The organism is Candidatus Competibacteraceae bacterium, from assembly GCA_016713505.1.
GTDB lineage: Bacteria > Pseudomonadota > Gammaproteobacteria > Competibacterales > Competibacteraceae > Competibacter_A.
Window position 1 is genome coordinate 382,641 of sequence record JADJPA010000001.1, and the last position, 21,294, is coordinate 403,934.

The 21,294-nt window shown below is 60.0% G+C and carries 14 protein-coding genes; 8 read left to right on the forward strand and 6 right to left on the reverse strand.

Features of this window, described 5'->3' with window-relative positions:
* Nucleotides 1–201: 201 nt before the first annotated feature.
* On the reverse strand, nucleotides 202–2,958 hold the full coding sequence (locus IPK09_01950) for a hypothetical protein (GenBank protein MBK7982376.1): 2,757 nt from the start codon (nucleotides 2,956–2,958) through the stop codon (nucleotides 202–204).
* 430 nt (nucleotides 2,959–3,388) lie between these two features.
* Here IPK09_01950 and pgi point away from each other — a divergent pair, with 430 nt between their 5' ends.
* On the forward strand, nucleotides 3,389–5,029 hold the full coding sequence (pgi, locus tag IPK09_01955) for a glucose-6-phosphate isomerase (protein MBK7982377.1): 1,641 nt from the start codon (nucleotides 3,389–3,391) through the stop codon (nucleotides 5,027–5,029).
* 73 nt (nucleotides 5,030–5,102) lie between these two features.
* Here the strand turns inward: pgi and IPK09_01960 are convergent, their stop codons facing one another.
* Complete coding sequence (locus IPK09_01960) at nucleotides 5,103–5,261, reverse strand: entericidin A/B family lipoprotein (protein ID MBK7982378.1); 159 nt, start codon at nucleotides 5,259–5,261, stop codon at nucleotides 5,103–5,105.
* 193 nt (nucleotides 5,262–5,454) lie between these two features.
* On the opposite strand from IPK09_01960, the gene IPK09_01965 reads away from it, so the two are divergent.
* Nucleotides 5,455–5,715 carry a DUF465 domain-containing protein gene (locus IPK09_01965; GenBank protein ID MBK7982379.1) on the forward strand — a complete coding sequence of 87 codons (261 nt, stop codon included), beginning with the start codon at nucleotides 5,455–5,457 and terminating at the stop codon, nucleotides 5,713–5,715.
* Here IPK09_01965 and IPK09_01970 read toward each other — a convergent pair.
* Together IPK09_01970 and IPK09_01975 are read right to left on the reverse strand one after the other, a co-directional pair.
* Nucleotides 5,712–6,110, reverse strand: a complete 399-nt coding sequence (locus IPK09_01970; GenBank protein MBK7982380.1) for a hypothetical protein — start codon at nucleotides 6,108–6,110, stop codon at nucleotides 5,712–5,714. The two genes, IPK09_01965 and IPK09_01970, sit on opposite strands and share 4 nt — an antisense overlap.
* Nucleotides 6,111–6,132: 22 nt before the next feature.
* Nucleotides 6,133–7,110, reverse strand: a complete 978-nt coding sequence (locus IPK09_01975) for a protein phosphatase 2C domain-containing protein (GenBank protein ID MBK7982381.1) — start codon at nucleotides 7,108–7,110, stop codon at nucleotides 6,133–6,135.
* A gap of 207 nt (nucleotides 7,111–7,317) precedes the next feature.
* Here IPK09_01975 and IPK09_01980 point away from each other — a divergent pair, with 207 nt between their 5' ends.
* From IPK09_01980 to IPK09_01990, 3 genes are all read left to right on the forward strand, one after another.
* Nucleotides 7,318–10,038, forward strand: coding sequence for an SUMF1/EgtB/PvdO family nonheme iron enzyme (locus IPK09_01980; protein ID MBK7982382.1), 2,721 nt, complete (start codon nucleotides 7,318–7,320; stop codon nucleotides 10,036–10,038).
* A gap of 260 nt (nucleotides 10,039–10,298) precedes the next feature.
* Complete coding sequence (locus IPK09_01985) at nucleotides 10,299–12,263, forward strand: SUMF1/EgtB/PvdO family nonheme iron enzyme (protein MBK7982383.1); 1,965 nt, start codon at nucleotides 10,299–10,301, stop codon at nucleotides 12,261–12,263.
* Nucleotides 12,260–14,884 carry a PEGA domain-containing protein gene (locus tag IPK09_01990; GenBank protein MBK7982384.1) on the forward strand — a complete coding sequence of 875 codons (2,625 nt, stop codon included), beginning with the start codon at nucleotides 12,260–12,262 and terminating at the stop codon, nucleotides 14,882–14,884. Before IPK09_01985 ends, IPK09_01990 begins: the two co-directional genes overlap by 4 nt.
* 63 nt (nucleotides 14,885–14,947) lie before the next feature.
* Here IPK09_01990 and IPK09_01995 read toward each other — a convergent pair whose 3' ends face one another.
* Complete coding sequence (locus IPK09_01995; GenBank protein MBK7982385.1) at nucleotides 14,948–16,723, reverse strand: NAD-dependent malic enzyme; 1,776 nt, start codon at nucleotides 16,721–16,723, stop codon at nucleotides 14,948–14,950.
* A 444-nt stretch (nucleotides 16,724–17,167) separates the two neighbouring features.
* On the opposite strand from IPK09_01995, the gene IPK09_02000 reads away from it, so the two are divergent.
* From IPK09_02000 to IPK09_02010, 3 genes are all read left to right on the forward strand, one after another.
* A complete protein-coding gene (locus IPK09_02000) occupies nucleotides 17,168–17,563 on the forward strand; it encodes a hypothetical protein (protein MBK7982386.1) in 396 nt (131 codons plus the stop codon).
* Nucleotides 17,564–17,941: 378 nt separating this feature from the next.
* Entirely contained in the window at nucleotides 17,942–18,718 is a 777-nt protein-coding gene (locus tag IPK09_02005; GenBank protein ID MBK7982387.1) for an enoyl-CoA hydratase, read from the forward strand.
* Between the two features lie 149 nt (nucleotides 18,719–18,867).
* A complete protein-coding gene (locus IPK09_02010; protein ID MBK7982388.1) occupies nucleotides 18,868–19,764 on the forward strand; it encodes a 3-hydroxyacyl-CoA dehydrogenase family protein in 897 nt (298 codons plus the stop codon).
* A 64-nt stretch (nucleotides 19,765–19,828) separates the two neighbouring features.
* Here IPK09_02010 and IPK09_02015 read toward each other — a convergent pair whose 3' ends face one another.
* Entirely contained in the window at nucleotides 19,829–21,211 is a 1,383-nt protein-coding gene (locus tag IPK09_02015; protein MBK7982389.1) for a leucyl aminopeptidase family protein, read from the reverse strand.
* Nucleotides 21,212–21,294 lie beyond the last annotated feature (83 nt).

Genomic DNA, 21,294 nt, shown 5'->3' on the forward strand with positions numbered 1-21,294 from the left:
GTTTTGAATAAGACGGGAACCGGGCCGGACGGGCGGAGGGCAGCGAATTTGGCGGCGCTTTCCCTGAAACAGCGTGAGGCGGGAGGGGGCTATGCCCTATTGGGTCGGCTAGCCGCTACCGCTCGACTCGCTGCCGGAACGCATGGGCATGATCTAGGCTAAAAGGTCGCTGCAACCGATCCGGCGCCCGTTCGAACCCGTTTAGCTGCTGGAGCCGATAGTCCAAATCACCTGTGCCACAACGGCCAGTAACGCGGCTCCGACGGTGATCGCCACAGTCGTAAAAGAGGCGGGCATACTAAACCAGCGGCGGGATTTACGCTGGCTTTCCAGCGTTTCGACCGTCGCTTGCAGCAGGATGAGTTTTTGTTCGACCTCCTGCAATTGCTCGCCTTGAGCGGTCTTGGAGGCAATCAATTGATTTTGGAATTCGTGAAGCCGCTGGGCGACGTTGGCGGCCATGGTCAACACTTTTTCCTGAGTGGCCCGGCTGTCGATGCGGATCGTGTCCAGCGCGGCCGACAGACCGCTCAACTGCTGGTGGTGCCGGTTGAGCTTTTCTTCCAGCGTCGCGATTTTCGAGCTCTGACCATCGTCTTCGTTTGACGGGGAAGCCTGTTTGAGTTGGTGAAGATCGTCCGTCAGTTGGGCGATTTCCTGTTCCTGAGCGGCAAATCCCTGTTCGAGGACACTCAGCCGTTGCGAGGGTTCCAGGTTGGCGACATGCTGCTGGATTGCTTGCACGTCGGCATGTAAGCCCTGAAATTGCTCGAAATTACTGGTAAAGGCTTGCGCCTGACCGGAGAGGCGATTTTCCAGCCGGCTTACGGAGTCTTGCAGCGTTGCGAAATGGTGGCGTAATTCAGGTCCATCGCTGCTCTCGGCGCTCGCTCCGTGCCGTTGTTGGTCGAACGCTTCAAATCGGTTCTGTTGTTGTTGGATGTGTTGGATGTCTTGCTGGATCGAACCGATGCGCTCTACCGCTTCTTGTAATTCCGAACGCTGGCCATCGAACGCGGTCGCCAAGCTGTCGAACTGCTGTTGGGTGTTCTGGCGCAGCAGGTCCAGCGCGCCCGCGTGTTCCACCAGCGTTTCGTGCAAAGGCTGAAGGTCGCTTTCCAGCGTGGCGGCGGTCTGTGGCGACAGCGCGGCGAGCGCTGCGTCGATAGCGTCCAGGTGCTGCCGCTGGGCGTCCAGTTGCTGTTCCACGGAGGACTGGAGCTGTTGCAGCAATTCCGCCTGCGTGCCGATAACCTCGCTTACGGAGGGCAGATTGGTTTGACCGATTTCCTGGCGGGGGCTGAGTTGCAGGATTTCCAGCGTGGTTTCCAGTTGGCCGAGGCGGTGCTGCTGGGTTTGCAGTTGTTCGGCGATGATATCCCGCAGGTTACCTAAGTACTGGTGTTGGGTTTCCAGGGTATCCCGAACGGTGCTGACGTCGAGCCGCAGTTCCCGTTGGTCCTCGGAGGCGGCGGCGAGCGAGGCGGCTAATCCCTCGCGCAACGCTTGCTGGTCCTCACGCGTGGACGCGAGCGCGGCAATCAGTTCTTCAAGCTGTTGGTCCGTTGCCGCGATGCCCGGTTTCACGGGCTGAGTTGGAGTGGGTCCTTCCGAAATAGCCGTCAGAAAGGGCGATTCGGCCGGAGGATCGAGAAAGGGCGATTCCGCCGACGATTCCAGAAAGGGCGATTCGGCCGGGGGATCGAGAAAGGGCGACTCCGCCGACGATTCCAGAAAGGGCGATTCGGCCGGAGGATCGAGAAAGGGTGATTCCGCCGACGATTCCAGAAAGGGCGATTCGGCCGGAGGATCGAGAAAGGGTGATTCCGCCGATGCATCGAGCAATAGGGATTCCGGTGGGGCAAGCGCGCTCGAAGGTAGCTTATGAACGGACGCTGCCGGCTGGCCGGCTTTGGCGATGGCATTTTCCAGATCGCTCAAACGGGTTTGATACCCAATCAATCCCTCTCGCCAGGTCTGATCGAATTCCCGCAGCGCGTCATTTTGGGCTGCCATGTCGGATTGCAGGACATTCAAAATCTGGCGGGCGGAACTGGTATCAGTCGATAGTTTGGTAATCAGGGTTTCCAGATACCTCAGGCGATCCTGCTGCTTTTGTAGGTCTTGCCGGGTCTGGACGTTCTCGGTCTGGGCTTGGCGCTGGTGTTCCAGCTCGGTTGTCAGGTGTGAGAAATCCTGCCGCAAGCCCTGCATGTCCTGTTTGAGCGTCGTCGAGGATTCAGCCAGTTCATCCAGTCGGGTTTGCTGGTTCTGAAGTTGCGGCGCCAGGGCTTGGCTGGCTTCGAGCATCTGGCCGAGTGAATCCTGGGTTTGGCCATGCCGTTCGACGGTGGCGCGCAAATCAGTCAGGGCTTGGGTGGTGGAACGGATGTTTTGATCGAGCTGTTCGAACTGGGATTCGAGCGCGGCCATGCGTTCCCGCGCGGCCTTCGCCTCTTGCGCGGAGCTTTGAAAACCCGAAAGCAGGCTTTCGATGTCGCGCGCGTTGCCGGCCAGTTGTTCCTCCAGGCCGGCAACGCGAGTCAGCGGCGCGCTCCGCTGCGCGAAACTCGCCTCCAATTCCTCGCGCAGGGTCGCACTTTGATTCCGTAATTCGTCGATGGCCAACGCCAGCGCTTGTCGCGCCAGCGCCTGTTCCTGACCCAAGTTGCCGGCCAGCGTGTCGATCTGGCTCAGTTGTTGGTCCAGCAGCCGGACATCGTTTTGCAGTTTGGCCAATTGCCCCATTTGCTGGTCGAGCTGACCGCCGAGCGTGGCGAGCGCCTGCTGGTCGGTTTGACGGTGCTGTTCGAGCTTGGCCATCGAGCCGGAGACGCTGCGTAACAGTTCTTGCTGCGCGCCGGTTTCCGTTTCCAACGCGCCCAATTTTCGGCGCAGGTTCTGGAAAAAATCGATGGTCCCGGTCAAGGAGGATTCGAATTCGGTCGCGTCGTTCATGGCATCACGTCGCTCGGGTTAGATCGTAAAATTTTATAGCCACATTGACCCAGCACGCCGGTGCTAAAAGCTTATCTTCTAAATTGACCGCCGGCTCATTTGCTGGGCGTTCTGGACAACTGCCGCTACGGATGAAACCTTGCAATGATAAAGTTAATAATCCTGCTCATTAGTATGAGTATGACGGATTTTAACCGTTTGCGAGGAGTCTGGCGCACTTCGAACGGATGGAAAAGCAGAAATAAATGACTTGCGCGGCGAGATGGCCAGACAAGAGCGCGCCGCGCGATTCGACAGCTACCCCGATGGAAACTATAGTGATTGCAGGGCCGCGCGCGGCGCTGGCGCGCCATGCCAGCCGCGCCATGCCATCGGCCCGCGTTCCTCCGGTTTCGCCAGCGTTTCCACAACTTGAATAAGGAAGCTGTCCATGTCCGTTCCCAGCAACCTGCCGGTCTGGCAAAAACTGAAAACCCATCATACCGCCATCGCCGACCAGCACATGCGCGACTTGTTCGCGGCCGATCCCGAGCGCTTCAACCGTTTTTCCCGGCGCTTTGGGGATTTGCTGATCGATTTTTCCAAGCACCGCATCACCGACGAAACGCTCGGGCTGCTGATCGAGCTGGCCCGCCAGGCCCAAGTGCCGGCTTGGGCGGAGAAAATGTTCAACGGCGAGATCATCAACCACACTGAAAAGCGCGCCGTGTTGCACGCCGCCCTGCGCAATCGCGGCAACCGGCCGATCCGGGTCAAGGACCAGGATGTGATGCCGGAGGTCAACGCGGTGCTGGAGCACATGCGCAAGTTCGCCGAGCAGATCCGGCGCGGTAAATGGCGCGGCCATACCGGCAAGCGCATCCGCGATGTGGTCAACATCGGCATCGGCGGTTCGGACCTGGGTCCGAAGATGGTCTGTCAGGCGCTGGAGCCTTATGCCGATCCGACGTTGCGGATGCATTTCGTCTCCAACGTGGACGGCGCGCACATCAGCCATGTCCTGGCCGAGTGCGATCCCGAGAGCACGCTGTTCATCGTCGCTTCCAAGACTTTCACCACCCAGGAGACCATGACCAACGCCCATACCGCCCGCGCTTGGCTGGTCAAGGAACTGAACGATGAATCGGCGGTGGCCAAGCATTTCGTGGCGGTGTCCACCAACGCCGAAGGCGTCAGCAAATTCGGTATCGACACCGCCAACATGTTCGGTTTCTGGGACTGGGTGGGCGGACGTTATTCGCTGTGGTCGGCCATCGGTCTGCCGATCATCATTTACATCGGCATGGATCAGTTCATCGAATTGCTGGACGGCGCGCACGCGATGGACGAGCATTTCCGCACCGCGCCGCTGGAAGAAAACCTGCCGGTCATTCTGGCTCTACTGGGGGTTTGGTACATCGACTTTTTCGGCGCCGACAGCCAAGTGACCCTGGTCTATGACGACTATTTACGTTCGCTGCCGGACTACTTGCAACAGTTGGACATGGAAAGCAACGGCAAATCGATCGATCGCGAGGGTCAGGCGGTCAAGATCAAGACCGGTCCGATTTTGTGGGGCGGTTTGGGCAACAACGGCCAGCACGCTTTCTATCAGTTGCTGCACCAAGGCACCCATTTGGTGCCGGCGGATTTTCTCGCCCCGGCGCAAAGCCCAAATCCCATCGGCGACCATCACCCGATCCTGCTGGCGAATTGCCTGGCGCAAGCCGAGGCGCTGATGGTCGGCAAGACCGAGGCGCAGGCGCGCGCCGAACTGGAGAAACAGGGCTTGAGCGGAGAGGCCTTGGAGAAGCTGCTGCCGTACAAGATTTTCCCCGGCAACCGGCCCAGCACCAGTTTGTTCTACACCCGGCTGACGCCGAGGGTTTTAGGTTCGCTGCTGGCGCTGTACGAGCATAAGGTGTTCGTGCAGGGCGCGATTTGGGACATCAATTCCTTCGACCAGTGGGGCGTCGAACTGGGCAAGCAATTGGCCAACGCCATCCTGCCGGAATTGAAAGAAGGGCAACCGTCCGGTAAGCACGATGCTTCGACGCTGGGACTGATCCGGTTCTGCCGTAATTTGACCTGAGGTTTATAATAAAATGGGGTGATGGTCAGGCTGGTCTGACGTCACCCCCTGACGGCCGAGCAAACGACCGGATTTAGTATTTCTTCTCTTCCTCGGCTTTGTTTTCGATACCCTTACCGGCGGATTTGATGTCTTGCCCGGCACCCTTGACGGTGTTGCAGGCGCTCAAAGTGCCGCCCAGCAGCAACGACAAGCCGAGTAATACAGCCACGATGATGGGATTTTTCTTCATGATTCCTCGATCTCCTCAAGGTTTGGAAGGTATGCTGATCGTAGCAGATGCTGGGAAAAATGTCTGCCGGCCCGATCGTGTGCCGGTAGCAGCGGTCTTGCTGCCGCAATGACGCCCGCTCTTGAGGATTGTTATACTAAACGGACGCGAACGGTTCATTTGTCCGTAATAAAACCATAATTGAGGCCATCCGATGATCGGAGAAAACCACGACCTTTTTCACGAACTGCCGGAATACCAAGAGCGTATTGCCGAACTAAAGGCGGCCGATTCCCAATTTGCCAAGCTCTATGAGGAATATCATGCGGTCAACAACGAAGTCGAACGCATTGAGCTGCAAATCGAAACCCCTTCGGACACCTACACCGAGATTCTCAAGAAAAGGCGCTTGCACCTGAAGGATGAGATTTACACCCTCCTGCGTAAGATGAGCGGCACCGGCGCGTTGGCCTAAACGCTTGGGGGTTCGGGCTGACCCGAGCGCGCCGGGCCAGACTCGTCCGAAGGGTCGGTGATAACATCGCCGGCCGGTGCCCGGCGGCCGGGCAATTTAGCGCGGCCGCGCCGGGGCGATTCGACGGCCACCGCCGGGTCCGCCACCGCCGCTGGTGGCCGGTACGAGGGAAACCGTCCCTCGCTTGCCGGTGTGAAAGGGCCGGTGCGAGCGCGGCGCAGCCAGCCGAGCAGACGATCTTCCAGAGCATTCTGACTCGCTGGCGGCAAATCCCGGTAAATCCATCCACCCACTCCGAGCAGCAGGGCCAGACCGCCCAGAAAGGTGACCAGGGGTTGCATGAAGGCGATGGCCAGCACGGCTGATAGCGCGAATACAAGGTGCCTGATTTTCAAGGGGCGCCCTCCGGTTGCAGGTTCAGGGTCCGCCGGGTGGAAGCTCGATCGGCGCGGATTTGCGTAACAGCACCACCGTGCAATTGTCGTCCGGTTGGCTCCGCTGTTGCCGGATGAAGTCGGCGAGTTCGTCCAACAACCTATCGACCAGATAATCCAAGGAATGTTGCGAACTGCCCAGCAAGGACGGCCAGCGCCGGATAAAAGCTTGCGGCTTGAGAAGATGCCAGAGTCCGTCGCTGGCCAAGAGATAAACCCAGCCCGATTCCAGCGTCAGAAGACGGCGGTCGCCCAACCCCCGTAAAAAGAGCGGCAAGTTGCCGTCGTGCAACTCGAACAATTCAGCGCCGATCGTGTCCACCTGCAAGGTCGGTACGCCGAGGGTGCTGCCGAGAATGAACGCTTGACTGATTTGTGAGTTCGGCCGGACATGAACTTGCTGGAGCCATTGGACGTTGTCCACCAGCCCAAGCAGTGCGAGGTGGGTGGCCGGGACATGATCGACCGTCAGGCACTCGACGTGCTCTTGATTGATGGCGTAAACCCTGGAATCGCCGACATGGAACAACAGGGCGGGTCCGTCAGCGGGAATTTCTATCAAGATCAACGTGCAGCCGGTTTCCAAGCCCGCGCTTTGAAATTCTAGATAAAGAGTCCCGTGGAGCGCGTTGAGCGCACGACAAAGCTCGTTCAAGTCAACGGTGGGCGGCACGTCGAGCAAGCCTTCGACGGCCCGTTGCGCCGCTTCCCGACCGTGGCTGTGGCCTCCCATCCCGTCCAGCACCGCAATCCGCCAATGGCCGGACGGCCAATCCGCTAACTGCACCTGCGCTTCCTGCTGTTCGCGCAGAAAACGGCCCCGCCCCTGACCGTCCACCACCAGATAATTGTCCTGATTTTCGCGCCGCCCGTGATCGGTCGGCGAGCGCAACGAACGTACGGCGACTTCCAATCGATCCTTGCGGCAGAATGCGGTGTGCTCGGGGGCAACGATATTCACGGGGCGATGACGGGTGTTGTGTATCGGAAAAGATCATTATGTAGCGCCCGCTGCCATAGCGCAATCCAGCTAAAAAACCCAACCTTTAGAGCCTGCTGAAAAAACGGTGCGCCAAGCCGGTTGTTCCTTCTGCTAGACTAACGATCATGTGGGTTATAGTGACTAGTGCAACGTATTTTTTAGAATATTTTGGTAAATCCTTGGCGTATGGACCTAGAAAAACGTCGTGAAGAGCTTGAGCAAACGCGCGCGGGCGAGCGTTCGGACGATGAGCAGCGGACGCGCCCCTGGGAAGGAGGAACGCCGCGCGAGACGACGGCTGCTGGGGAGCCGGCTACCCCCACGGCCGAGCTGCTGACGGGCGGGGGGGGACAGACTAAACCGGAGCCGGGCGCGCCGTCCGAAGAAACCCGTCTGGAGGCCTTGGAATCCGGCAAGGTGATCGGGCCTTTCGAACATCGGGTTCGTTTGTTGCACGATCTCGGTGGCAACCGACGCATCTGGCTGGTGCTGGCCGTGGCACCCACGACCGAACGCGCTAGAGGCATCGCCGACGAATTTCGAGCGATCAAGTTGTTTTTGCCCCCGAACCTGGGATTGGCCCCCCGCGAAGCCGGACGAGACGAACGGTCCCAACGCGCCGATCTCATCGGTTCGCGCGCCTATCTGGCCAAGATTCGCTCTCGGGTCGAGCAGGCGATCAAGCTCGACCACTCGCATATCGCCCGCGTTTATGGCTGGCACCAGGGTAGCGATGGCTGGGCGTTCGCCGAAATGGAATACATCGACCACCAGTCCAGTCAAAGTTTGGCGAAACTGTTGTGCGACCAGGGCCAGAGCGGATTGCCTTGGGATGTGGTGTTGAAATGGTTGCAACCCGTTGCCGCCGCGTTGGACCATGCCCGGCAGGAACAGCATATTGGTCATCAAGATGTTGATGCGGATAAGATTTTCCTAACGCAAACCGGCCTTGTCAAATTGGTGGGATTCGGCTTGGCGACCGAAGTACGAGAGCCGTGCAGCGTGCTGTTCGGGTCCGGTGCTCCGGGAAAGGACTCGAACGCGGAAGGTTCGATCGATTCGGTTCCCGCCGAAACCGCGTTTCGCCGCGATGTGTTTGCCTTAGCGTTGCTGGTTTATCAAATGCTGATGGGGCACAGCGCCCATGAGGCCAAAACCGAGGCCGCCCACACCATACCGCGACCGTCTGGCTTGACGGACGAAGCCTGGCGGATCTTGCGACGCGGGCTGGCTTATCCGAGCGAGCTGTGCCCGACCGAAGCCGGCAAGTTCATGGCGGCTCTGGAAGAAGCCCAACGGCCGGCGGAGAAGGCTGGCCGTGGTTGGAATGCTTTAAAATGGGGCTGGCTGGCGGGCGCCGGGTTGTTGCTGCTCGCCGCTTTGGGAATCTATGGGTTGACCGAACGGGAAGACCAGGCGCAGGGAACGGTTAGGCCGGTGCGGACCGAGCCTCCAACGGACGCCCCCGCCACGCCGGTTCAGGAGCCGGACGCACCGCCGGATGTGGGGTTGACCGCGCTGTTGCAGGAAGCCGAACGCGAAGCCGATTTGCGCGCTTTCGAATCCGCCAAGCGGGTCGACACGGTGGTGGCTTATCAATTGTATTTACAGCGTTGTCCGCGCTGCGGTTTCAGACAGGAGGCTCGCAGCGCCATTCAGAATCTGGAAGCCGAAGAGAAAATCAGCAAACTCAAGATCGATTTCGAAACGCTGGCGCGGGCGCTCGAACGGGAGAATCATGACGAACGGGCCGACGAGGCGCTGGCCCGCTTGAACAGCCTTGCGGCGCTGACGCCCGGCGATCCGTTCGTCGCCGCCGGACGGCGGCGGATCGCGCTGGCTTGGGTGGCCAGGGCGCAGGCGAGTGCGAACAAGGGTGATCTGGCCGGGGCGCGGCACGCGCTCAAGAAGGCCAGCTCGATTCAGCCGGATCTGCTCGAACTGACCGGCTTGGAAGCGGGCCTCACCCAGGCGGAGGTCACGGAGCGGGCCAAACAAGACGATACCGAGTCGTTCGCCGACGCCCGGCGCGGCAATACCCGCAAGGCGTACTGGACGTATCTGGAGAAGTGTGCGGCGAACTGCAACCATCGCGCTGAAGCCGAGGCTGCGCTGGTCCGGCTGGGGCCGAGCAATCCGGTCATGCGAGATCGGCTGGGCGACGGTTCTCAGGGCCCAGAATTGGTGGTCATTCCAGCCGGCGGTTTCGAGATGGGTTCTCCGAGCGGCGAAAAAGGGCGTTACAACGACGAACAGCCGCATCCGGCGCGGATTGCCAAAACTTTTGCCATTGGAAAATATGAGGTGATGTTTTTCGAATACGATCGTTTCGCCGCGGCAACCGGTCGCGCGCTGCCCAACGATCAGGGCTGGGGGCGCGGCCGACGTCCGGTCATCAACGTGAGCTGGCAGGAGGCCAAGGATTATACGGAGTGGCTATCCCAGCAAACCGGCCACCGCTACCGGCTACCGACCGAAACCGAGTGGGAGTATGCGGCCCGCGCCGGCACGGCCGCCAGCCGTTACTGGGGCGACGATCCGAATCAAGGTTGCTTCTACGGTAATGCGGCCGACTTGGATGGCAAGAAGGTGTTTGTCGGCTGGACCACGATGCAGTGTCGCGACGGCTATATTTACACGGCGCCGGCCGGCAGCTATCGAAACAACGATTATGGCCTGCACGACATGCTGGGTAATGTTTTGGAATGGACCTGCTCGCTTTACGCTCAGGATTACCGGGCGCCGAGCCAGAGCTGTGAGGAACCGGAGAGCGAACGTCAGTTCGTGGTGCGCGGCGGCTCCTGGAACGACGAACCGCGTAACGTCCGCTCCGCGGACCGGCATCGCAACCGACCCGATTTCCGAGATTATTACCTGGGATTTCGGGTGGTGCGGGAGCTGCGCTGAGCATTGGCTGCTTGGGCGACGCCAAAACGATCTCTTGTCCTAAATTTTGGCGCGGCTCCGAAACCTTCAACTCTGTCGGTATCCAGTAATGATTGACCGATCGGGGCGCGACCCAGTGTGCGTTTGCAACAGAGGCGAGTAAAATTCGGCTGTTGTGATGTGCGTCGGGTTGCTTTTTATGCGCTTTTCGAGTTTTTGCATGATTTCGTAGCTTTTTCGGAGGTGCCCGCCGCTGCCCGCCGCTACTACGATAGGACACCATGACCAAGAAATCTAATACGCTTCCCATCGGCTATCGCCTACACCATTACCGGATCGAGTCGGTGCTGGGCGCGGGTGGATTTGGGATCACCTACATGGCGGTGCACGAGGCATTGCGCAGTCGGGTGGCGATCAAGGAATATTTTCCGGTCGAGTGGTCTTATCGGGATCGCGATGACGTCAACGTGCTGGCCAACACGCAGGGCGGCTTGCCGACTTCGGAAGCCGGTGAGGAGCCTTGTTACACGTGGGGGTTGCAACGGTTCCTGCACGAAGCGCAGGTGTTGGCGCAGGTCAACCATCCCAGCGTGGTGCGGGTCAAGGATTTCTTCGAAGCGAACGGCACCGCTTACATCGTGATGGATTACGAGGATGGCGAGCCGCTCAGTCAGGTGCTGCAACGCGAAAAAAACCTGCCGGAGGAGCGCGTTCGCCGCTTGCTGGACGATGTGCTGCCCGCGCTGGAATCGGTGCATTCGCTAGGCTATCTACACCGGGATTTGAAACCGGCGAACCTCTACTGCCGCTCCGACGGCCGCACTTTGTTGATCGACTTCGGCGCGGCCCGGCAGGCGTTGAGCCAACGCAGCAAAAATATTACCAGCGTGTTTACGGTCGGCTATTCGCCGATCGAGCAGTATCTGGTCGAAAGTAAGGGTTACGGGCCCTGGACCGATGTTTACGCCGTGGGCGCGGTGCTTTACCAGTGCGTCACCGGCAAGCAGCCTATCGAAGCGCCAGCGCGGGTGCTCGACGATCCGCTGAAGCCGGCCGTGGAGGCGGTGGAAGGACAATACAGCCCGGCGTTGCTGCGGCTCATCGACCGGGCCATGGCGATCCGTCCCGAAAAGCGCTTTCAGACCATTACCCAAATGCGGGAAGCGCTGGCGGCGCCTCCGCCCGAAGACAACGAGCGTACGGTCAAGCTAGAAGTACCGGTGAGAGCGGATTTTCACCACAGCGGCGAGAAACCGTGGCCGGCGAACGTCGAACCTCCCCCGGCTTTTCAGCCGGAACCCGCCACGCCCGCTCAGAAACCCTGGTGGTTGAACTGGCGTTGGGGCGCTGGCCTGTTGGCTTTGCTCGTCATTGTGACCGGCATCGCGAAATTATCATCGTGCGCGCCCGCGCCCGCGCCCGCGCCCGCGCCCGCGCCCGCGCCCCCGCCGCGCAGCGGACCTCCCGCTAATCCACAGGCCGGTCAGACGTACATCGAGCCGCTGAGCGGCATGGAATTCGCCTGGATCGGATCGGCCTGTTTCACCATGGGCAGCGCTGAAACGGAACGGGACCGCAGCGCCAACGAGATTCCCCATCAAGTCTGTCTGAAAGGTTTCTGGATGGCCAAATACGAGGCGACCAACGCGCAGTACCAACGTTTTGACGCCAATCACGACAGCGGCAGCTACGAACCCTATTCATTGAATGCCGCCGATCAGCCGGTGGTGCGCGTCAGCTGGCAGGAAGCAGTGGCGTTTGCCGACTGGTTGTCGACGAAAGCGGGATTGCGTTTGCGGTTGCCGGCCGAAGCGGAATGGGAGTACGCCGCGCGCGGCGGCAGGCTGCATTCTCGTTACTGGGACGACGATCCCAAGCAGGCGTGTCGTTACGCCAACATTTACGATGAAACCGCCCGAAAAGCCAAGCCGTTCAATTGGGCCAACTATCCTTGCGAAGATGGCCAGGTCGTGGTTGCCCCGGTCGGTCAATACGCCGCCAACAGTTTCGGTCTGCACGATATGTTGGGCAATGTCGCGGAGTGGACCTGCTCCGAATATGACAACACTTACGGGGGCGGCGAGAGCCGCTGCGCGGATCGCGGCGCGACGGCCGGCGGCCGGCGGGTGTTGCGCGGCGGATCCTGGTCCGATTATCCGGGTTTGGTGCGGTTCGCCTATCGGTTTCCGGCCGCGCCGGAGTACCGGAAATTCGACTTGGGATTTCGTTTGGTGCTGGAACCATGACAGACGATCTGCTAGGCCGTGAAGGCGTCGGGCGCGAAATCGCGCGGAGACGGTTTGGAGCGCTGCTGGCGCTGCTGGCGCTGCTGGCGCTGCTGGGCGGCGAGCGGGTTTGGGCAACCGCCGAACCGGCTCAGGAGCGCATGACGGCGACGGTGGTCGAATTCAGCGTCAGAGGCGAGTTGAACGAGCAAGCCGGCGCGATCATCGCCGATCTGATGATGTCGGCCATCGCCAACACCGGCCGGTTCACGCTCAAGGATCGGCTGCCATTGTCGGCGGCGGCCAAGATCGCCAAAGCTCAGGAATTGGGTTCCACAGGCTTGCTCGATCCCAAGACCGCCGCCGAGTTGGGGCGGTTGTACGGGGTCGATGCGGTGGTGACCGGCGGCATCTCGAAGCTGGGGGATCTCATTACCGTCACCGCGCGGCTGATCGACACCAAAACGGCTTCCCTGCTGGGCAGCGGACAGGTTCAAGATAAGGACATCGATACCATCCAGATCAAGGTCAACGATCTGGCCGCCATGGTGATGGCTCCACCCGCCGCGCCACGGACTTATGCGCTGACGGTCAGGAGCGATCCCGCCGACGCCGGCATCCGCTTGCTCAACCATCCGACACCCTATCAACCGGGAATTCGGCTAGCGGTGGGAGACTATGAGCTTGAGGTCTCCAAGCCGGGGTATGCTTCGCGCAAGCTACCGCTGCGCATCAGCGATCGCGATGCGGTCCTCAACGTAGCGCTGGAGAAGGCCCGTTACGCTCTGACGGTTCGTCCCGAACCCGCGGACGCGAAGGTTCGCTTGCTCAACGCGCCGGTTCCTTATCAGCCAGGAATCCCGTTACCGCCGGGTCATTATGAAATCGAAGTGGCTCGCGAGGGGTATCTCGCGCACAAATTTCCGGTTCAGATTATCGACAGCGAGGTCAGCGTCCCGGTAACGCTGGAAAAGACGGCTCCACCGCCGCCCGTCCGACAATATCGGCTGACCGTACAGACCGATCCGCCCCAGGCAACGGTGCGTTTGTTGAACGCGAAAACCCCTTATCAACCCGGCGTGATGCTGCCTCCTGGCAATTACACGGTCGCCATCAGTCAAGCCGGATACGAGGCTACCCAAGTCGCGGTGCCGATCTTCGATAGCGATGTGACGGTACCCGTGAAGTTAGCCAAAAAGCCCGAACCCCCCAAACCGACCATGTACCGGCTGACGGTTCAAGTCGATCCGGCGGATGCGCGAGTGCGCTTGCGGGGTAGCAAGACGGCGTACAAGGCCGGCATCTTGCTACCGCCGGGGAACTACACGGTGGAAATAGCCCGCACGGGTTACGAAACCAAACAGCTTCCGGTGCGGATCGCCGATGGCGATGTGAGCGTGCCGGTGTCATTGCTCAAGCAACCTGAGCCGGAGCCGCCGACGCTATACCGGCTGACGGTGCAAGCCGATCCGGCGGATGCGCGAGTGCGCTTGCTAGGGAGCAAGATCGCCTACCGGCCGGGCGTGTCTTTACCGCCAGGCGGCTACACCGTGGAAGTGTCGCGGGCCGGCTATGAAACCCAGCGGCTGACGGCGCGCGTTGCCGGCAGCGATGTGACGGTACCGGTGGTGCTGGTCAAACAGCCGGAACCCAGCCGCTACGCGCTGACCGTTCGCCCCGAGCCGGCGGACGCCCAGGTCCGGCTGCGCGGAACCAACCTACCCTACCGGCCCGGCGTATCGCTAGCGCCCGGTAGCTATACGGTGGACGTTTCCAAAGCGGGTTACGAAACCCGCCAGGTATCGGTGCGGATCGCCGATGGCGATGTGACGGTGCCGGTGGCGTTGGTCAAGCTGCCGGAACCCAGCCGCTACGCGCTGACCGTTCGTCCCGAGCCGGCGGACGCCCAGGTCCGGCTGCGCGGAACCCGTATCGTGTATCAACCGGGCATTTCGCTGGCGCCGGGCAATTACACAGTGGAGGTCTCCAAGATCGGCTATGAAACCAAACAGCTAACGGTGCGGATCGCCGACGGCGAGGTGACGGTGCCGGTGGCGTTGGCCAAACCGCCCGAGCCCACGCAATATCGGCTTACCGTACGTTCGAACCCGGAAGATGCCAGAGTCCGGCTGGTGAACTCCTCGTATGTTTACCGACCGGGAGTGCCGCTGCCTCCAGGCCATTACACGGTCGAAGTGAGCGATCGTGGTTACGAATCCAAGCGAGTGAGCGTGCGGATCGCCGATGATGATGTGACGGTGCCGGTCGAGTTGGAAAAACTAGCTTCCGCTCCAACGCCTTCGCCAGCGCCTGCGTCGCCAGCGCCTTCGCGCGGCGAATGGCGCATCGGCTCGGTGCAGGTCGACAGTTCGATGAGCGGCGTCGATCGCACGGAAGTGTCGCGGATCTTGAGCGGTTACATCGGGCGGACGGTGACGCGCGATACCTTGCTGGATGGCGCCATGCGGGTCTATCAAGCCACCGGTGTGACCGTCAGTTTCGTCGTGCGCCCCGGAGCTTCCGGGGGGGCGGCCCTTTACGCCCGCGCCGCCCGCCAAGCGCGGCGGACCTATGAAAGCAGTCTGTCCATCATGAGCCGCAGCCAGCTCGAAAATTCGGGCTTCGGAGTTTCGGTCGAGTGACTTTGCCCGGAGTCCAAGGAAAGTGCGGGGTGCTGATGGGTCGAGCCGCCGCGTTGCGGAGGTTTATTCGTCCTTAGGATGATAGCCGGGATGATCGATCATGGCGGTATGGTCGCCGCGCACGATGGGAAGATAGCGAGGCTTCCAGAACCGAGAACGGAGATAGGTATCCAGATCGCGCCCGGCGAGATCGGTCCGCCCGGCGACCCCTTCCTTCAAGGCTTGCTCGATCACGCGGGAGCCGACCCGAATGCTGACTTCCCGTAGCTCGCGTACCGGCGGATAGATGCGACCGGCTTTCAGATGCGCCGCCGCCGTGTAGTCGGCGAGTGCATAGGCGGCTTCCAGCACCATGGCGTCGGTTACTTCGCGACACTCGGCCAGAATGGTGCCAAACCCCAGGCCGGGGAAAATGAAGGCGTTGTTGCCCTGACCGACCGGGTGGAGATGGCCGTCCCGTTCGACATCGGGAAAGGGGCTACCAGCCGCGACGATGGCTCGGCCTTCGCTCCAATCCAAAATATCTTCCGGCAAGGCTTCGCAGGCCGAGGTGGGGTTAGAGAGCGGGAAAATGATCGGTCGGGTGGTGTTGCGGGCCATGGCCTGTACGACCGGATGATTGAAGGCGCCGGTTTGGCCGCTCAACCCGAGCAGCGCGGTAGCCTTGGTATTCTCGATCGTTTCCAGCAAGGTAGGAATGTCGTTGGCGATCCGCCAGTCAGCGATAGTTGTGCGCGGTTGAACGAAAGGTTGCTTGTAGGCTTCGACGTTACGACCTTCGACCAACAGGCCGCGCGAATCGAGCACACAGACGCGATCGCGGGCTTCTTCGGGGTTCAAGCCTTCCCGGAGCAGTCCTTGGGTGATGGCCCAGGCCACGCCGATCCCACCGGCTCCAGCCCCCAAAATCACAATGCGCTGGTCTCTCAGCGCTTCACCTTTGAGCCGGCTGGCCGAAAGCAGGCCGGCCAACGCCACCGCGCCGGTCCCCTGAATATCGTCGTTGAAGGACGGCAACTGCTTGCGGTAGCGCTCCAAGACCGTGAAAGCGACATCCTTGGACAGATCCTCCCACTGGATGACGGCGCGCGGCCAACGTTCGTGGATGGCTTTGACGAATTTGTCCAGAAAGCTTAAATAGCGTTCGCCGCGCAGGCGGCGCTGCCGCACGCCCAAATAAAACTCGTCGTTGAGCAATTCCAACCGGTCGGTGCCGACATCCAGTTTGACCGGCATGGTATGGAAGGGATCGACGCCCCCGCCGATGGTGTAAATAGCCAGCTTGCCGATGGCGATGGCCAGGCCGCCGTAGCCCTGATCGCCGATGCCGAGGATGGCCGAAGAATCGGTTGCGACGATCATCCGTACATCGTTCCAGGGGAAATTGCGGACCACGCCCGCGGCGCGATCGATGTTGAGCGGTGAGAACGACAGGCCGCGCGGGTTCTGATAAAGATGGCTGAACTGTTGGACCGCTTGTCCGACCGTCGGGGTGTAGATAATCGGCATCATTTCTTCGAGATGCCGCTCCAGCAGGGCATAGAACAGGGTTTCGGCGCGCTCCTGCAAGGCTCTGAGGTATTGATACTTGGCGATAGGGTCGGGCTCCCGCAGAAAACCGCGATAGACTCGCTCGACCTGTTGCTCCAGGGTATTGACTTGCGGGGGCAGCAAACCGTCCAGCCCCAAGGCGACCCGTTCGTCCTCGGTGAACGCGGTGCCTTTGTTGCTCAGGACCAGCCGTAGCAGGGCGATGCCTTCCAAATACACTTCCATGTACTCATGACCTTCGGCGTCGGTCTTAATGTCGAAATAGGGGCTGATAGGGTCTCGTTTCATCGGATCGCTTTAAGTTCGTGCAATGGTAACTATGTCAAAATAAGGACACAAAATTATACTGATTTTTAGCCTAAAAAAGTCAAAAAAAATGATCGGGCCAAGTTGGACCGATCAAGCTCTATTTTAGGTCTTTCAAGTGCTGCCCGTCGTCAGCTTTGGTTGCATAAATTTGCACGGAATGCCCGTTGGATTCAGGAATGTGTATTGTAAAAACACAGTATTTTTCACTAAAATAATAAAGTTTGGTTTAAATGCAAACATTTTTTCGGCTGGGTTGAATCATTTTTGTTTCAGCTCAATTGGACAACGTTGAAAATTTAGCTTTGGTAGGCTCAAACGACTCATGAGACTCTCGGCGGGACTTTTAAAATAGGTATGACAATTGCAAGTACGTTTCGTACCGTAGCAAAATTTTTAGTCAATATCTACCAGGAAGCCGTGTAGATGAACATTCAACTCCAGCGCAAGCAGATTATCATCCTAGGATTGGCCATGAGCTTGGCTGTGGCCTCTTATTGGATTCCAATACCGCAGCGGCACTTGCCACCGCTGGCACAGCCGGAGCTATCCGAGCCCGCTAATATCTCCACTATCAACGATTCAATTGCTTTTATCCGCGAACCGGCAACGGCACAACGATTTCCAGTGGCGGAGCAAGTGGTGCAGAGCCTGCCTTCCCGCTCGGGTCTGATCGCAAAGGCAAGCGAACCCGTTTCCGTAAGATCGTTGTCCCGCAAGCAGTTTATCGAGCCGCAAGAACTGGGCAACGGCGATACGGCGCGCTTGGGCAATGTATTGCTCGTGCCGGTCAAGAATCTTGACCTACCGCAAAAACGCTAAGTGGTTGTCGGAGCGTCTTGCTGGCCCAGCCTATAAAATTCTCGTCTCAATGCTCAGGAGCGGCCGGCCGGTCGCTCCTGTCGGTCCAGCTTGGCCAGTAACATCGATGTCGTTCCCAAAAAATCAAAGGTTCTAGCACCCGCTGGCGCGCCCGTTTGGCGGCTGCCGAATAGCGGCTCGCGCGCCTTCCTGCCAGCGCCGATTTCCCTGATCCTGGTGCAGGATCTTCGCACCGGTCCATCCTGAGCCGATGCATTCTGGCTTATACTGTGCGCGGTGGCAAAAACCGTCGGGACGCGCGCCTAACATCCAAGTCCGTGCGAGCGCGATCCCCTCAAAATCACAAGCGCCCCAGCACTTGCTAAGGAGGATCCATTCATGACTTTTCAAACGATCCGGGTCGAAGCCCGCGGCCCAGTGTCCCTCATCACCCTTGACCGTCCCAAAGCCTTCAACGCGCTATCCAACGAATTAATGGATGAGTTGACCCAAGCGTTGGACGCCATCGAAGCCGATGAGGCGATCCGCGCCATCGTTCTCACCGGCGGCGAAAAGGTGTTCGCCGCCGGCGCCGACATCAAAGGCATGAAAAATTACTCTTACATGGACGCGTACAAGGGCAATTTCATCACCCGCAATTGGGAACGGGTCAGCCGTTGCCGTAAGCCGGTGATCGCCGCGGTGGCCGGTTATGCCTTGGGCGGCGGTTGCGAGCTGGCGATGATGTGCGACTTCATTTTGGCCGGCGACAACGCCAAATTCGGTCAGCCCGAAATCAAGCTCGGCATCTTGCCCGGCGCCGGCGGCACCCAGCGGCTGACCCGGCTGGTCGGTAAGTCCAAAGCCATGGAATTGTGTTTGACCGGGCGGATGATGGATGCCGCCGAAGCCGAACGCGCGGGCTTGGTCAGCCGCATCGTACCGGTGGCGGACTTGCTGGCGGAGGCGCTAAAAACGGCTGAACTCATCGCCGCGCAATCCTTGCCAGCGGTGATGATGACCAAGGAATGCGTCAACCGTGCTCTCGAAACTTCGCTGGCCGAGGGCTTGCTGTTCGAACGTCGCACCTTCCACGCGGTGTTCGCCACCGACGATCAGAAGGAGGGAATGGAGGCCTTCGTCGGCAAGCGCGCGCCGGATTTCAAGCATCGCTGATCCCGTCGCGTTGGCCCGTTGGGTCGGCCGGGACAATGGATTAACAGAAAACCTAAAAATTCAATATAATAGTTAATGTTTATCCGGGCCGGCGGGTTTTCCAATGCCGGAAAAAACCAAGTGTCAATCTCCACAAGAAGGGATAAGCGATGGAAATCAAGAAAGTCGGTGTGATGGGCTGTGGTGCGATGGGGTTGGGCGTGGCGCAAGTGTGCGCCCAAGCCGGTATCTCGACCGTTGCGGTCAAGGCGACGCCGGGTTCGACCGATAAGATTCGGTCGGGGCTGGACAAATCCCTCGGCAAGTTGGTCGAGCGCGGCAAGATGACCGCCGAGCAAAAGGATTCCACGCTCGGTCTGCTGCAACTGACCAATAAAGAAGAGGATGTGGCCGGCTGCGATCTGATCATCGAGTCGATCATCGAAGATCTGGACACCAAGAAGGCGTTGTTCCAGCGCCTGGAAGGGATCGTCTCGCCGCGGGCGTTGTTGACCACCAACACCTCCACCTTGTCGGTGACGGCGCTGATGGCGGTGTGCAAGCATCGCGAGCGCGTGGCCGGCTTGCACTTCTTCAATCCGGCCACGGTGATGAAGCTGGTCGAGATCATCCATGCGTTCGAAACGTCGGATGAAACGATCAAAACCCTGGACGAATTCTGCAAGAAGCTCAAGAAAGATCCGGTGATCGTGCAGGACACCACCGGCTTCATCGTCAACCGGCTGCTGACGCCCTACATGCTCAGCGCGATCCGCCTGCTGGAAATGGGCACCGGTACCATCGCCGATATCGACCACGCCATGAAATCGGGCGCCGGCCATCCGATGGGTCCGTTCGAACTGGCCGATTACATCGGTCTGGACGTGGTCGAAGCCATGACCATGAACATTTATCAGGACATGCATCAGCCGCACGTCTCGCCGCCGCATACCCTGACCCGCCTGGTCCAACTCGGCTATCTCGGCCGCAAGACCAACAAGGGATTTTACGATTATTCGGCCAAGCCGCCGGTGCCGAACCCGCAACTGCGCCATCCGGTCGCTTGATCGCAGTACCGCAAACCCGCATCTCGCGCCAGGGAGGGCGCTGGCTCACGATACCGTTCGCCGCTTATCCTCTGCCGTAACGCCGTTCGAGCCAGGCAAAGACCGCCCGCATGGCCATCGCCTCACCGCCTTCCGGCCGTCCCGGTTGGGTCTTGAGGTTCCAGGCCATCAAGTCGAAATGCGCCCACGCAATGCCGTCCGGCACGAATTCTTGCAAAAACAGCGCCGCCGTGATCGCGCCGGCATAGGATGAGTCCGATGCGTTGGCCAGATCGGCGATCTTGCTGTCGAGCATGTCCCGATAAGCCTCATGCAGCGGCAAGCGCCAAAACGGGTCTTGCTCCTGTTCGGATGCCGCCAGCAGACCGGCCGCCAGCGTTTCATCGTTGCAGAACAGGGCCGGGATATCCGTACCCAGCGCGACCCGCGCCGCACCGGTCAGGGTCGCGAAATCGAACAGGAGGTCCGGCCGTTCGCTGCCGGCCTCGGCCAGCGCGTCGCAAAGGACTAGCCGACCCTCGGCGTCGGTGTTGTGAATCTCGACCGTCGAGCCTCGGCGCGAGCGCAACACGTCGCCGGGACGAAAAGCGTTGCCGGAAACCGCGTTATCCGCCGCCGCCACCAGCACTCGCAACCGGACCGGCAAACTGGCGCTCATGATGAGATGCGCCAGCCCCAGCGCGGTCGCCGCGCCGCCCATGTCTTTTTTCATCCAACGCATGGCGCTGGAAGGCTTCAAATCCAAGCCGCCGCTGTCAAAACAGATGCCTTTGCCCAGCAAAGTGATTTTGGGGGAGTCGGGATTGCCCCAACGCAGGTCCAGCAAGCGCGGCGGATGCGCGCTGGCGCGTCCGACCGCGTGAATGATCGGATAGTTGCCGGCCAGCAGCTCATCTCCGACAAGTTGTTGGAACGAAGCGCCGAATTGTCGCCCGAGCGTTTGCATCGCCTCGGCCAAGTGCTCCGGCATCATGTCCGCGGCGGGCGTATTGATCAGGTCTCGGACCCAGCTGACCGCCTCGGCCTGACGCTGGATGCGGTCGTGATCGCAGGTCGGATCGAGCGCCAGTTGGGACATGGGCCGCTCGGGTTTTTTGTAGCGGGTGAACTGGTAGGCGCCCAGCGCCCAGCCCAACGCCAACCGTTCCAAGGGCCAAGCTTCGACGGCGGTATCGAGATGATAGGCACCTTCCGGCAAAGCGGTGGGCAAACCGCCCAAGGCCCACAGATCATCGGCGCGCTTTATGCAAACCACCACCGCTTTCAAAGTCCCGTCTGGGGAGGGGATCAGCTTGAAACGGCCCGGTTTCGCTTTGAAACCGGTCGCGCGCAACCATCCTCGCAAAAAGTCGTCTTGCCGCTCCAACCATGCGGCAAAGTCGTCGGCGGCGACGACGATCAGCGGGATACAATCCGGCGGGCGGCCGTTCAGCAAACTGTGACTCATATCAGCCTCTCTAATCGCGAAGCGCAGTATCATCGTTGATGTAGTAAAGTGTTTTTTAGCGATGATCGGCGCAATAGTTCGGC

Bases quoted from the DNA above. Each gene is read 5' to 3' on its own strand.
- IPK09_01985 (MBK7982383.1), top strand. From the start codon at position 10,299: ATGACCAAGAAATCTAATACGCTTCCCATCGGCTATCGCCTACACCAT.
- IPK09_01950 (MBK7982376.1), bottom strand. From the start codon at position 2,958: ATGAACGACGCGACCGAATTCGAATCCTCCTTGACCGGGACCATCGAT.
- IPK09_02005 (MBK7982387.1), top strand. From the start codon at position 17,942: ATGACTTTTCAAACGATCCGGGTCGAAGCCCGCGGCCCAGTGTCCCTC.
- IPK09_01980 (MBK7982382.1), top strand. From the start codon at position 7,318: ATGGACCTAGAAAAACGTCGTGAAGAGCTTGAGCAAACGCGCGCGGGC.
- IPK09_02010 (MBK7982388.1), top strand. From the start codon at position 18,868: ATGGAAATCAAGAAAGTCGGTGTGATGGGCTGTGGTGCGATGGGGTTG.
- IPK09_01995 (MBK7982385.1), bottom strand. From the start codon at position 16,723: ATGAAACGAGACCCTATCAGCCCCTATTTCGACATTAAGACCGACGCC.
- IPK09_01960 (MBK7982378.1), bottom strand. From the start codon at position 5,261: ATGAAGAAAAATCCCATCATCGTGGCTGTATTACTCGGCTTGTCGTTG.
- IPK09_02000 (MBK7982386.1), top strand. From the start codon at position 17,168: ATGAACATTCAACTCCAGCGCAAGCAGATTATCATCCTAGGATTGGCC.
- pgi (MBK7982377.1), top strand. From the start codon at position 3,389: ATGTCCGTTCCCAGCAACCTGCCGGTCTGGCAAAAACTGAAAACCCAT.
- IPK09_01990 (MBK7982384.1), top strand. From the start codon at position 12,260: ATGACAGACGATCTGCTAGGCCGTGAAGGCGTCGGGCGCGAAATCGCG.
- IPK09_02015 (MBK7982389.1), bottom strand. From the start codon at position 21,211: ATGAGTCACAGTTTGCTGAACGGCCGCCCGCCGGATTGTATCCCGCTG.
- IPK09_01965 (MBK7982379.1), top strand. From the start codon at position 5,455: ATGATCGGAGAAAACCACGACCTTTTTCACGAACTGCCGGAATACCAA.